The 12,345-nt window shown below is 35.9% G+C and carries 17 protein-coding genes; 7 read left to right on the top strand and 10 right to left on the bottom strand.

Annotated features, from left to right (window positions below; genetic code table 11):
- Positions 1 to 4 precede the first annotated feature (4 nt).
- Together IGK21_RS03435 and IGK21_RS03430 are read right to left on the bottom strand one after the other, a co-directional pair.
- The gene (locus IGK21_RS03435) at positions 5 to 355 is read right to left on the bottom strand and encodes a type II toxin-antitoxin system PemK/MazF family toxin (RefSeq protein WP_181914840.1); all 351 of its coding nucleotides are present in this window, start codon (positions 353 to 355) and stop codon (positions 5 to 7) included.
- A complete protein-coding gene (locus IGK21_RS03430; RefSeq protein ID WP_181914839.1) occupies positions 349 to 612 on the bottom strand; it encodes an AbrB/MazE/SpoVT family DNA-binding domain-containing protein in 264 nt (87 codons plus the stop codon). The genes IGK21_RS03435 and IGK21_RS03430 overlap by 7 nt, the downstream gene beginning before the upstream one ends.
- Positions 613 to 1,204: 592 nt before the next feature.
- On the opposite strand from IGK21_RS03430, the gene IGK21_RS03425 reads away from it, so the two are divergent.
- From IGK21_RS03425 to IGK21_RS03415, 3 genes are all read left to right on the top strand, one after another.
- Positions 1,205 to 1,420 carry a class II bacteriocin gene (locus IGK21_RS03425; RefSeq protein ID WP_220381014.1) on the top strand — a complete coding sequence of 72 codons (216 nt, stop codon included), beginning with the start codon at positions 1,205 to 1,207 and terminating at the stop codon, positions 1,418 to 1,420.
- 4 nt (positions 1,421 to 1,424) lie between these two features.
- Positions 1,425 to 1,691 carry a bacteriocin immunity protein gene (locus IGK21_RS03420; RefSeq protein ID WP_181915169.1) on the top strand — a complete coding sequence of 89 codons (267 nt, stop codon included), beginning with the start codon at positions 1,425 to 1,427 and terminating at the stop codon, positions 1,689 to 1,691.
- 198 nt (positions 1,692 to 1,889) lie between these two features.
- Complete coding sequence (locus tag IGK21_RS03415) at positions 1,890 to 2,114, top strand: hypothetical protein (protein WP_242690588.1); 225 nt, start codon at positions 1,890 to 1,892, stop codon at positions 2,112 to 2,114.
- A gap of 562 nt (positions 2,115 to 2,676) precedes the next feature.
- Here the strand turns inward: IGK21_RS03415 and IGK21_RS03410 are convergent.
- The 4 genes from IGK21_RS03410 to IGK21_RS03395 form a co-directional block, all read right to left on the bottom strand.
- Positions 2,677 to 2,982: a bacteriocin immunity protein gene (locus IGK21_RS03410; protein ID WP_181914838.1), complete on the bottom strand. Its 306-nt coding sequence runs from the start codon at positions 2,980 to 2,982 to the stop codon at positions 2,677 to 2,679.
- Positions 2,983 to 3,267: 285 nt separating this feature from the next.
- Positions 3,268 to 3,852 carry a GNAT family N-acetyltransferase gene (locus IGK21_RS03405; RefSeq protein ID WP_181914837.1) on the bottom strand — a complete coding sequence of 195 codons (585 nt, stop codon included), beginning with the start codon at positions 3,850 to 3,852 and terminating at the stop codon, positions 3,268 to 3,270.
- 107 nt (positions 3,853 to 3,959) lie between these two features.
- Positions 3,960 to 4,880 (bottom strand): UDP-N-acetylmuramate dehydrogenase, encoded by a 921-nt coding sequence (gene murB, locus IGK21_RS03400; protein WP_010719857.1) that lies wholly within the window; start codon positions 4,878 to 4,880, stop codon positions 3,960 to 3,962.
- 71 nt (positions 4,881 to 4,951) lie between these two features.
- Positions 4,952 to 5,872, bottom strand: coding sequence for a Gfo/Idh/MocA family protein (locus IGK21_RS03395; protein ID WP_161651915.1), 921 nt, complete (start codon positions 5,870 to 5,872; stop codon positions 4,952 to 4,954).
- Between the two features lie 114 nt (positions 5,873 to 5,986).
- On the opposite strand from IGK21_RS03395, the gene IGK21_RS03390 reads away from it, so the two are divergent.
- Both IGK21_RS03390 and IGK21_RS03385 read left to right on the top strand, forming a co-directional pair.
- Positions 5,987 to 6,739 (top strand): exodeoxyribonuclease III, encoded by a 753-nt coding sequence (locus IGK21_RS03390; RefSeq protein ID WP_161651917.1) that lies wholly within the window; start codon positions 5,987 to 5,989, stop codon positions 6,737 to 6,739.
- A 191-nt stretch (positions 6,740 to 6,930) separates the two neighbouring features.
- Positions 6,931 to 7,464: a 3'-5' exonuclease gene (locus IGK21_RS03385; protein WP_010719861.1), complete on the top strand. Its 534-nt coding sequence runs from the start codon at positions 6,931 to 6,933 to the stop codon at positions 7,462 to 7,464.
- A gap of 165 nt (positions 7,465 to 7,629) precedes the next feature.
- Here the strand turns inward: IGK21_RS03385 and IGK21_RS03380 are convergent, their stop codons facing one another.
- The 4 genes from IGK21_RS03380 to IGK21_RS03365 all read right to left on the bottom strand — a co-directional run bounded on the left by IGK21_RS03380 (position 7,630) and on the right by IGK21_RS03365 (position 10,691).
- Positions 7,630 to 8,154 carry a GNAT family N-acetyltransferase gene (locus IGK21_RS03380; protein ID WP_161651919.1) on the bottom strand — a complete coding sequence of 175 codons (525 nt, stop codon included), beginning with the start codon at positions 8,152 to 8,154 and terminating at the stop codon, positions 7,630 to 7,632.
- Positions 8,147 to 8,620 carry a tRNA (adenosine(37)-N6)-threonylcarbamoyltransferase complex ATPase subunit type 1 TsaE gene (tsaE, locus tag IGK21_RS03375; RefSeq protein ID WP_161651920.1) on the bottom strand — a complete coding sequence of 158 codons (474 nt, stop codon included), beginning with the start codon at positions 8,618 to 8,620 and terminating at the stop codon, positions 8,147 to 8,149. The genes IGK21_RS03380 and tsaE overlap by 8 nt, the downstream gene beginning before the upstream one ends.
- A 257-nt stretch (positions 8,621 to 8,877) precedes the next feature.
- Positions 8,878 to 9,858 carry a phosphate acetyltransferase gene (pta, locus tag IGK21_RS03370; RefSeq protein WP_010719866.1) on the bottom strand — a complete coding sequence of 327 codons (981 nt, stop codon included), beginning with the start codon at positions 9,856 to 9,858 and terminating at the stop codon, positions 8,878 to 8,880.
- Positions 9,859 to 10,010: 152 nt separating this feature from the next.
- A complete protein-coding gene (locus IGK21_RS03365; RefSeq protein WP_010719867.1) occupies positions 10,011 to 10,691 on the bottom strand; it encodes a uracil-DNA glycosylase in 681 nt (226 codons plus the stop codon).
- A 124-nt stretch (positions 10,692 to 10,815) separates the two neighbouring features.
- Here IGK21_RS03365 and IGK21_RS03360 point away from each other — a divergent pair, with 124 nt between their 5' ends.
- Positions 10,816 to 11,685 carry a Cof-type HAD-IIB family hydrolase gene (locus tag IGK21_RS03360; protein WP_010719868.1) on the top strand — a complete coding sequence of 290 codons (870 nt, stop codon included), beginning with the start codon at positions 10,816 to 10,818 and terminating at the stop codon, positions 11,683 to 11,685.
- Positions 11,686 to 11,708: 23 nt separating this feature from the next.
- On the top strand, positions 11,709 to 12,224 hold the full coding sequence (locus IGK21_RS03355; RefSeq protein WP_010719869.1) for an LURP-one-related/scramblase family protein: 516 nt from the start codon (positions 11,709 to 11,711) through the stop codon (positions 12,222 to 12,224).
- Positions 12,225 to 12,345: the final 121 nt, after the last annotated feature.

Raw genomic sequence — 12,345 nt, 5'->3', positions numbered from 1 at the left:
TATTTTATTTAGTTACTTTTTGAAATACTGTTCTAACTTTCATTAATAACTCCTCAACCAAACTATCATGTGCTTTTTCCAAGAAAATACACTCTCTGGCTTCATAATCAATTGTTGTTAGTTGATCTAATAATACTTTTCCTGTTGTCTTCATTTCATATTTTGAATTAATATTTATATATAATGGATAATTTCTAGTTGTATTAGAAATCGGAACAACTGTAACAACGTTACTATAATCTGCAATAATATCATGACTTAAAACAATATAAGGTCTTTTTCCTGTTTGTTCGTGTCCAGATCGAGGTGCTGTATTCAATAATAGAATATCACCTTGTCTAGGTTTTCTCACCATTTTTCATTACCTACTGCTTCACCTAAGTTTTGAATTGTCACATGATTTCTTTCATCAGTGTAATTTTCAAATAACTGTTCAATTGTTAATTCATTTTCTAAATTAGCCGCTTCGATGATTAGACGCTTTTGACCATTTACTTCTTCTTGTATTATCTTCACTTTATCTTCTGTATGAATTCCAAGATATTCCATAATATACTTTGGTAATCTAAGAGCATTACTATTTCCCCATTTTTTTATAGGTAACATTTCCATATTAGACACCTCTTTCTGTATATACATAGTATAACATATCCAAGAAATTATGTATATACATAATTATCCTTCCCAGTTAAATTAGATTAACATTCTATGAATTCTTGAACCGATAGAAATCTTACTTTTATAGAGATTTCTTAAGTATCAAAAACTCTTAAGTTTTTGATACTTTATCTTTTATTTCTCTTAATCAACTTCAATGGTCTTTTCTAAATTAAGTTTTTCAGCAGCTAAACAGAACGGACAAAAAAGCATACCCTATCAGGATTTTTGTATACTTTCCTTAATCACTAGGAAGAGTCTGTCCAAAATTCGAAAACAAACATATTGCTTCCCCTAGCATTGCTCCTGATCGGTTACAAGTCTTTTTTTGATTTTTTAGTTAGAAATTACTTAAAATAAAACTTAAAAACTATTTAGTATCGTTATTTCAAATATGGAAGATTAGTGGTATATCAGTTTTTCAGAACAAATAAATAGGAATGATTTTTTATTGCAATTATGCTTTCAAAACAACTTTTTATGATATAATTATCAAATTTTTCTAAAAATTATTTATAATTATTTTAGAAAAAGGTGGTATTGATTTATGAGAAAAAAAATATTTAGTTTAGCTCTTATTGGAATATTTGGGTTAGTTGTGACAAATTTTGGTACAAAAGTTGATGCAGCTACGCGTTCATATGGTAATGGTGTTTATTGTAATAATAGTAAATGCTGGGTTAACTGGGGAGAAGCTAAAGAGAATATTGCAGGAATCGTTATTAGTGGCTGGGCTTATGGCTTGGCAGGTATGGGACATTAATACTATGAAAAGTAATAAATCTTTCAACAAAGTTCTAGAATTAACTGAAACAGCATTAGCCACCCCAGAAATTAAAAAAGATAAAAATCTATGTGAAATTTTAGAAAAAATAAAAGATAGTGCTGCTAAAGGTGAATTTTATTATGATTACAAGAAAGAATTTCAACCTGCAATTAGTGGATTCACTATTAGAAACGGCTTTTCCACCCCAAAGGTTTTATTGGAGTTACTTGCTGAAGTAAAAACTCCCAAAGCATGGTCGGGACTTTGAGTTGTAATAAGTGCCATTATATTTTTTTGTAAGAGTATCTAATTGAGTCTAGGTACTCTTACTATATATGTTCAATTATTTATTTTTGTAATATCTATGTTTTTATATCTTTTGTTTTTGACTATAAATTATTGTGAAAAATACAATTAAACAGAAGATGATTTTAGTTTTTTGATTTATTATGATAAATTCTAAAAATTGTATTTAGTAGATAGTTGGGTTCCTTTTGAAAATAAAGCGAATGATTTAAGAAAAAAATGTGGTGTATCTTTAGATGAAAATGAATTAAAAAAATTAATTACGATTTTGATTTTAATGATTTCAAAAAATCAAAAGGTTATGAAGTTGTTTATAAATCAGGAAAATTTGCAGAGTAGAAAAGAGCCATTAACAGCTATTTGGTTGTTAATGGCTCTTTTTTAGTCTTTGTTTTTTGCTCAGTTTATTATTTCTTTATCAGTTATTCATTTATGTCCATATAGAAGAACACTTTAGGGGACTGGGACAAAAGTTGTCTCAGTCTCTTCTAGTATCTCTAAAAACGGATAAACGGCGTTCAAAGAACTGACCTTCGGCGATAAGTCAAAAAATCTCAAAACATGGGGAGCTGTTTCGAGATTTTCATCCTTAATGCTCCTGCGATTACTCGTCGCAGTTTTTACTTGGTGAGCGCTCAGGTCAAGGCGCTCTTTTCACGACCTCTTGTTCACGGTGAGACAAAAGTAGCATCTTCGGAAAATTTGCCAAAATTTACCAAAAATTTGAGAAGCACCAAGTAGGTAACAATCAACATCAAAAACTAGTTTTTGTGTTTCTTGTCAATTTTCGGAAATTTCTTCTTATTTCTTGATGCTGAACACGTTTGTCTCAACCTTTTTTTGTTGGGTATAAAAACAAATAAAATGTGTTCAGGAATTGTACTACTTACACTTATTAAAGAGATCAGATAAACCAGCTAGCAGTGGTTCCACGCTTCAGGGGATATTTATTGAAAAAATGGTCCAAAAGCGATAGGCGTCGAAGCTAATCCTCGACCTAATTCTTGTTCAAATCGCCCTATCGTAGAAATTTTTAAATAAAAAGCTGCGACTGGTGGTGTCAATTGACTATTGATTGCTAAAGGGCGTAGTTGATATTCCAGATCTTTCATTACTCTTGGAAAATATTCTTGTTTTTCTAGTTTGTTTTTAGCCTCGATTAATGATACTCTTTCCCTTTCTTTGACTTCTTTATTAAGAATCAAGTCGTATAATTCTACTATAATTTGATTGATTTCTTCTGTTTTCTTCATGATATCGCTCCCTTTAATATCATTTGGCACATCTTTCTCAAAGCTTTAATAAATATTAAATGTATTATAGTCTAGATTTACCTCTTCAGGTCATTCATTTCCTAAATAACTGTTTTCCATTCATAATTGTATCCTATAATTATTTTGATATATATTCTTACATTTCAGCCTAAACCTATTTGAAATGAAACCAGTAGGTCGGAAAAAAGAAAGCCGAAATAACCATGATCACAGAAAATAGCTGATTCTACTTTCCATTATCACGGTTATTCCACAAAAAGAATGTTAGTCTTTTTTAGCTTTTATATTCAATTTTTCCAAAGTGTCCATTGCTAAGGGATACTCGCTATTGGGACGTCCATCAAAATTCTCAGCGATAATCGTAAACCCTAGCTTTTGGTATAGTTGAATGGCAGGATGACTCCAAGTTTGCGTATGCAGATACACTGGTCCATGAGATGCCAGCTTTTGGAAAATACGCAATACTTCGATCGTTAATGCTTTGGCAATCCCTTTTCCTTGATGCCTCGGATCTACTGCCAGCCAATGAAAAAGCGGATAGCTTCCATCCTTCCGTTTTTTGAACCAAGCGGTACAAGTCGCGATTTTTTCACCTGTATCAGTTACAACGAAAAGCATTCGTTGCTGAAGTTCTTCTTGATAAGGTAAAAAAGCTCTCTGAAAGTAAGCAAGTGCTTCTGTTTCTGTTACGAACTCTCCGACTGATTGTTCGATTCTTGACCATTCGGTTTCATCGCCTAGACGGTAGTACTCAAAATGATACCCAGTCGCTAAAGATTGCGTAGGGAGACTGTCACTTAATGGACGAGTCATCCAAATCTCGGCATAAGGAACATGTTTATCTAGCATGAGCTAACTTCCTTTCTAAACAGAATAGCTCTTTCTATCTGTTTTATCACAAAAATTTGAACATCTCACTGTAGTCATTGATGGCTAGTTCATTCAACTAGCAATGGTTACATGCTTGCATCCACTGTTTTTGCTTCGCCAATGATCCGTACTTCTGTTTCCAAAGACACATCAAATTTTTCTTTGATCACTTCTTGGATATGCGCGATCAATTCTGTATAATCCGTAGCGGTCGCATGATCAATATTGACAATAAAGCCAGCATGTTTTTCAGAGATTTGAGCGCCACCCCATTTTAAGCCTTGTAATCCAGCTTCTTGGATCAATTGACCAGTAAAATGCCCCACAGGACGTTTGAATACACTCCCACAAGAAGGATATTCCAATGGTTGTTTCGATTGACGTAATTCAGTCAGCTCGTCCATCCGCCCTTTGATTACTTCATGCTCTCCTGCAGTTAATTGGAAACGTGCTTCTAAAACGACTGCATCCATTTCTTGGATTTTACTATGTCGATAAGAAAACGCCATTTCTTCGTTGGTTAGAGTTTTCAACGTACCATCTGCTAATAAAACATCCACTTCTGCTAATACGTCTTTGATTTCACCGCCATAGGCACCTGCATTCATATAAACAGCGCCTCCGATACTTCCAGGAATGCCACAAGCAAACTCAAACCCGGTTAAAGAAGTATCTAACGCCGCATAGGTCGTATCGATCAATTTTGCTCCAGCTTCAGCTGTGACCATCGTCCCAGAAACTCGGATTTGTTTCATCTCAGTCAACATGATCACCATGCCACGAATCCCACCATCTTGAACAATCAAATTACTGGCATTACCTAAAACCATCCAAGGTACATCATGGGTTCGGCAATAATCCACTACTTCTTTTACTTCATTTTGTGTTTTTGGGAAAACGAGAACATCCGCTGGACCGCCCGTTTTGGTAAACGTGTAATTCATCAATGGTTCATCAAACAATAGATTGAGTGCTGGTAAATTTTTAACTAAGTCTTCTTTATTCACTGAGGATTTTCCTTTCTATATCAAACATCCCCATTATTCTATCACGCTTAAAACAAACTTGCCAGTTTCCCTCACATTTGTTGTCTTGTATGTTTACGTAGCATTTCTTCACAAAGTGCATGACTTTGCATGATCTCCTGTTGCTTTAATCCTTCCATTGAAGGTTTTTCTTTGCTGATCTCTGCGAAAAATGTTTGAACCATTGGCTCAAAACCGCGTTTGACTAACGTACTTTCCCAATCGCCAAATTTTTCTATTTCGATACCAGATGCTCGTTGGATCGTCATATCCGTTAATTCCGCCACTTCATAAGTACCACTTTTACTAGTGATCTGATAGTTCTCGCTATTTGCTCCACTTAAAAGATCCATTGTTAAAATTGCTGTTTGATGGGCTGTTTCCAATTGTAAAACCGCAAATTCCAAAAATTCTTTTGTTTCACGGATCTGATATTTCGTACGCAAGATCGGTTCGTCCAAAAGATATACCGCCGTATCAACAAGATGTAAAAACAAATCATAGATCACAAATTCCGTTGTTTCCTGAGCTGCAATTCGATTTTTTTGTAACTGGATTAGCCGCTTCTCGGGGACTTGTTTCAAACGTTCGACCATTGGAGCAAAACGTCGATTGAATCCAACCATTAAGACAACTTGATTTTTATCTGCCAGTTCTTGTAATTCGTTGATTTCATTAAGGTCAACACTGAGTGGTTTATCGATATACACATGCACCTGATTTTCAAGACATTTTTTGGCTAATTCATAATGTACCTTTGTGGCTGCATGAATCATACAAGCCTTGATATCCTGAGACAGTAGTTCATCAATTGATTCATATAGATGGTCAAATCCATACATTTCATGGATTCGTTTTTTCGTTTCTTTGTTTCTAGTCGCAAAGTAGAAATCAATCTTTCCTTGATTTTTTGCATAAGTAGGTAAATACGCTTTTTCTGCAATATTACCCACACCAATCACACCAATTCGCATGTTCGTTCCTCCAATCCATTCATTACTCTTATCTTACACTATTTTTTAGTAAAATAAGGTACAATAGAACCACAAATGCTAATCTAAGATCCAAAAGAAAGGATGCGTATTTAATTGAAATTTATCTCCTGGAATGTGAATGGCCTACGTGCAATCGTCAATAAAAATTTTTTAGACGTCTTTCATGAATTAGATGCCGACTTTTTCTGTCTTCAAGAAACCAAACTACAAGCCGGTCAAATCGAATTAGACTTACCTGGCTATCATCAATATTGGAATTATGCAGAAAGAAAAGGCTATTCAGGCACAGCGATCTTTGCCAAAGAACCCGCACTAAATGTCTCTTATGGAATGGGCATTGATTTACATGATCAAGAAGGACGTTTGATCACACTTGAATACCCTGAATTCTTTCTAGTTACTTGTTATACACCTAATTCCCAAAATGAATTAAAACGCTTGGACTACCGTTTACAATGGGAAGAAGCCTTTTACCATTACTTAGAAGAACTAAAAAAACAAAAACCAGTCATTGTGTGTGGCGACTTAAACGTTGCCCACCAGGAAATTGATTTGAAAAATTGGAAAACCAATCAAAAAAATGCTGGCTTTACGATGGAAGAACGAACTGCCTTCTCACACTTGTTAGCAAATGGCTTTATTGATACCTTCCGCTATTTCTATCCTGAACAAACTGGTATTTATTCTTGGTGGAGTTATCGTTTCAATGCTAGAAAAAACAACGCAGGTTGGCGTATCGACTATTTCCTAACTAGTGACGAGTTGAAGTCACGCTTGGTGGATGCAAAAATCCATACCTCGATTATGGGAAGCGATCATTGTCCCGTAGAACTAGACTTGAAATAATCTCATTGTTAGCCATCGTCATCCTAGGCAGGGCTGAATATTTTTATTAAAAAGAATGAAGAAAGATCAGCAAAGATGCTTCTTTTTTGAGCGTGGTCTTTCTTCATTTGATTGATTTTTTTTACATATCCATCACTTTCTTTTCTTCACTTTTTATGTTAGTGTTTATTTTTTAAGGAGGTTTTATGCACATGAATTTTGTTGCAATGGACTTTGAAACAGCCAACCATCAATCCCACAGTGCTTGTTCATTAGCATTGGTTATGGTCCAAAATAGCCAAATTGTTGATGAATATTACACACTCATCCAGCCAGAAACACCTTTTTTCTGGAGAAATGTTCAAATTCACGGTATTCATCAAGAAGATGTTCGTACCGCACCCAAATTTCCTGAAGTTTGGCAAACGATTCAACATTATTTCCAAAAAAACCGCTTAGTCGTCGCTCATAACGCAGCTTTTGATACGAAAGTTCTAGCTGGTTGTTTAGATTATTACAATTTGCTCCAACCTCATTATTTATCTTTATGTACGGTAAAAACCAGTCGTCGTTTATTTCCAGAGATGCCAAATCATCGATTGAATACTGTCTGTGAAAATTTAAATATCACTTTAGCGAATCACCATGATGCATTAGAAGACAGTCGTGCCTGTGCAGAGATTTTACTTTATCAAGAAAAACACTTTGGAACAGATCCTTTGAAAAAATTAGTTACCCTAAAATGAGCTACTAAAAAACAGGTAGACAAAAAATCCATGGTTGCTTTTTACAGGTAACCATGGATTTTTTGATCGCCTTTTTTAACCTTTTCAAGAACCTTTATCCCCTTCATTCCAACCATTCACCAATTTTTTCTGATTATTTGAAAAGATGTCCTCCTAAATCTAAGATCAGTCAATCAATAAAGACATCCTATAGACATCCAAAAAGTCCCCATCATCTGTTCGGGCCCCTCTTTTCATAAGCGCTTCGATTTCAAAACCCATTTTTTGATACAAGTGAACCGCTCGTTCATTTCGAGTTTGCACATCTAGTTCTAGTCTAAAAAGTACACCATTTTCTTTCACCCAAATCAATACTTCTTCAAGCAACATCGTTCCTAATCCCAAACCCCAATAGTCCTTTAAGATGCTGATCCCAACCTCTCCCACATGAGAGATGCGGTATTGTTCGCCTGCTTTAACAGAAACAACCCCGATGATTTTTTGACCCATACAAGCTAAGAGTAAAAGATTATTGTTGCTGTCTTGTAGATATTCGATGGATAAAGCTAAGGCTCCAGGTGTTAGCTCCATTCCTTGTTCATCCATAACCAAAAAGTCAGTCTCTTCCTCTACTTGTTGCATCATTGCTAATAATTCACTGGCATCATTTGGCTGAGCTTCTCGAATGGTCAATGAGATCTCTTCACTCATTGTTTTGTCTCCATTGTTCCATGATCCGTTGTTTGAAAGCTTCACTTTGCTCCCCATATGCTTGAAATTTCACATATCTATATTCTAAATCTGTATCACTTTTTTCTAAAATCAGTTCCAAATAGTCTTCTGGTAAGGCTTCTTCTAAAAGATTCCCCCATTCAATGACAGATAAACCCTCTCCTTCAAAATACTCATCTAAACCAAGATCCGCGCCGCTAGTTGCTACACGATAAATATCCATATGATAAAGCGGCAATCTACCTTGATCATATTCCCGAATAATTGTATAAGTGGGGCTCTTGATCATTTGTTCGATTCCTAATCCGCGAGCAATCCCTTTGGTCAGCGTTGTTTTTCCGGCTCCTAAGTCACCAGTTAATACTAAATTATCCCCAGGCTGTGCCACTTCACCGATGACTTTTGCCAATTCTTCTGTCTTATCTAAACCACTTAATTCAATCATTCTAACTTACTCCTTCATCTAGCCTTTTGTGACAGTATATCGTGGATGCAAAATTTTTTAAAGCAAAAAAAGCTTGGGACAAAGGTCGTCCCTAGCTTTTTCATATGTGTCAAAATGAATAAATATTTTCCAATCATCAGCTCCTTGCAATAAGTCTAAATTTTTCAAAACATGAAAAATATTTCAAAAAAATCAGCGCTTATACGTTCGGAGCCGATCGCTTCTTTCACGAACTCTTATTCATTTAGTCTTAGATCTTAATCTAATAATGTTTGGGCTGCAGTAATGATTGCTAATTTATACACATCTTCTTCGTTTGCTCCACGAGATAAATCAGAAACTGGCTTATTCAATCCTTGTAAGATCGGTCCGATCGCTTCAAAGTTACCAAAACGTTGAGCAATTTTGTAACCAATGTTTCCAGATTGCAATTCTGGGAAAACAAAGACAGTTGCTTGTCCAGCTACATCAGAATCAGGTGCTTTTAGTTGAGCCACTGAAGGAACATAAGAAGCATCAAATTGTAATTCGCCATCAATTACATATTGAGGCGCTAATTTTTTAGCAATTTTAGTTGCTTCGACCACTTTATCCACTTCTGGTGCTTTCGCAGATCCTTTAGTTGAAAAACTCATTAATGCTACTTTAGGATCAATATCGAATAATTCAGCAGTCTTTGCTGATTCTACAGCGATTTCTGCTAATTCTTGGGCATTGGGATTGACATTGATAGCACAATCTGAAAAGACATATTTTTCTTGGTCACGTCCACGTACCATGATCATCGCACCACTTGTTCGGCTGACGCCTGGTTTTGTTTTGATGATTTGTAACGCTGGACGAACAGTATCTCCAGTTGAGTGAATCGCACCAGAAACCATCCCGTCAGCAATTCCCATATATGTCAACATCGTACCAAAGTAATTGACATCTTTTAAGATGCTTTCTGCTTGTTCCTTGGATGCCTTTCCATTACGACGTTCCACAAAAGCTTCAACCATTTCATCCCATTTATCATAACGATTTGGATCAATGATCGTAAAACTTGAAGTTTTAATTCCACGAGCATGAGCAGCAGCTGTGATTTCTTCTTCGCTGCCAATCAAAATAGGTTCCACTAATTCTTCCGCTTTCAAACGAGCTGCTGCACCTAAAATTCTTGCATCAGTTGCTTCAGGAAAAACGATTTTAATGCTGCGACGTACAATTTTGAATCTCAAACTATCAAACAATTCCACAAGATGACCTCCAGATATTTTCTATGTATCCATCATACACTATTCCCAAAAAAAAGAACAGTTTATTTTATCTGTATCAGTCAAAAAACCATTAGTAATGAAGTCTTTCACATAACATACAATCTGACATATAACAAGAAAACGCTGTCTTACTACACTGTTTCAGGTAATTGCCAATCGATCGGTGTTTCCCCTAACGCCATCAGTGCATCATTGGTCTTAGAAAAAGGTTTAGAGCCTAGGAATCCTCGATGAGCTGATAATGGACTAGGATGAGCAGATGTTAAAATGATATGCCGACTTTTATCAATCATTTTCATTTTTTCTTGAGCTGGTTTCCCCCATAAAATAAAAACGATTGGTTTTTCTCGTTCGTTTAATTTTTCAATGATTTTATCCGTCAATATTTCCCAACCTTTGCCACGATGTGAGTAAGCTTGACCTTCTCGGACCGTTAGTACCGTATTTAATAGTAAAACGCCTTGCTTAGCCCAAGAAACTAAATTGCCATGTTTGACCGGCGAAATACCTAAATCACTTTGCAATTCTTTATAGATATTGTTTAATGATGGTGGAATTTTAACCCCTGGTTGCACAGAAAAAGATAAGCCATGTGCTTGATTGACACCATGGTAAGGGTCTTGACCTAAAATCACAACCTTTACTTTTTCGTAAGGAGTCAATTCCAACGCTTCATAAATATGATACATATCTGGATGAATTTTCTGAGTCGTATATTCTTTTTTTAAAAAGTTTCTTAACTTTTGGTAGTATTCTTTTTCAAACTCATCTGTTAAAATCGTTTGCCAACTGTTATGAATGATTTCTTTCAATCGTTCCACCTCCAACAATCAGGATAACTCACAAATTCTTTCTTAACAAGGGGCAATCTTCGCACGCAGTGTCATCTGGATATGGTAAACTAAGAAGAAGAGAAAGAAAGGAACGATGAGAGTTATGATCAAATTAATCGCATCAGATATGGACGGTACTTTATTAGATGCCCATATGAGTATATCACCCGAAAATGCCGAAGCGATCCGCTTTGCCAATGATGCAGGGATTGAATTTATGGTTGCGACTGGTCGCAATTATCAAGAAGCACGTGCGGCTTTAGATGAAGTTGGCATTGATTGTGCCATGATTACGCTAAATGGTGCGCAAGTTTTCGACAAAACAGGAAACTCCTTGTTCACTGTTCCAATACCGACTCTAAAAACTGCAACTGTCTTAGATATCCTTGATCAAAATGAGATTTATTATGAAGTATCGACCAATCGAGGGCTTTATTCTGAAAGCCAAGCCAAAAGAATTGAAAGCTTTGCCTCAATGATTGGTAGTCATCTCCCCCATTTAACATATAAAATGGCGATTGCGATGGCTTCAGCCAACCTTGAACTTTTGCATATCAATTATGTTGATAGTATTCGTGACTTGCTCCAAGACGAAACATTAGAGGTATTAAAAGTGATTTGTTTCCATACGGAAGGTCCGCGAGTATTGGGTCCAGTTGGAAAAGAAATCAGTGAACTGGGTGACTTAGCTGTTACTTCGTCTGGTCAAAACAATATCGAGGTCAATCACAAAAATGCCCAAAAAGGAATTGCTGTGGCTCATGTCGCACATGACCGAGGAATCGAATTAGACGATGTCATGGCGATTGGGGATAATTTTAATGACGTTAGTATGTTACAAGTGGCTGGTGTTAGTTTTGCGATGGGAAATGCTGAAATCGAAGTCAAAGATTACGCAAAATTTGTCACTGATACTAACTTGGAGTCTGGGGTCGGCAAGGCAATCTTACGGGCAATTTCCGAAAATCTATAATTTTCGAGAAAAGAGGGAGAAAGATGTCAGAATTTTTCATTCAAGAAAAGCATCTCAGTCGTGTCACGAGGACTGTTGTTAAAAATGAATCTGGTAAATCCATCTTCTTAATGGTTGGTCGTTGGGGAACAAAAGGAGATGCTTTGTCTCTTTATGCAATGAACGGAAATCTTGTGGCACATATTAAACAAACGAGTCTAACTTTCGGAACCCGTTTTGAACTTTATAAGGATTTTAAAAAAGTAGGAACGATGCAAAAAATCTTTAACTGGCCCGGGGATTTTTACTATGTACGTCGTCTTCATTGGACAGTTCAAGGAGATATCTATAACCATCAATATCAAATCCATCATTTTAATCAACGAATCATGAAAATGGATAAAGCAACGCTTTTTTCTGGAGATTATTATGTACTTGATATTCCAATGGAAGAAAATGCGCCTATCTGTATCTGTATCGCAGCTGTATTAGACTACTGGTTATATCGTAAAAACCATGACAAAGATACACCTCTTTCTTACCGATTAGACACAAATTAACTTGCTCCTTCTTATAATCAGAATAACTTCAAGAAAAAATAAGCCATCCTCTAGGAAACAAGACCCGCTAGTCAGAGCAAACGAACTTAGCAGATACGCTTCATGTAGGAAGGCTTATTTT

The sequence above is a fragment of the Enterococcus sp. DIV1421a genome (assembly GCF_051711025.1).
GTDB lineage: Bacteria > Bacillota > Bacilli > Lactobacillales > Enterococcaceae > Enterococcus_B > Enterococcus_B hirae.
Note: the sequence above shows the minus strand (reverse complement) of the source record. Positions and strands in the feature narration are given on the sequence as shown.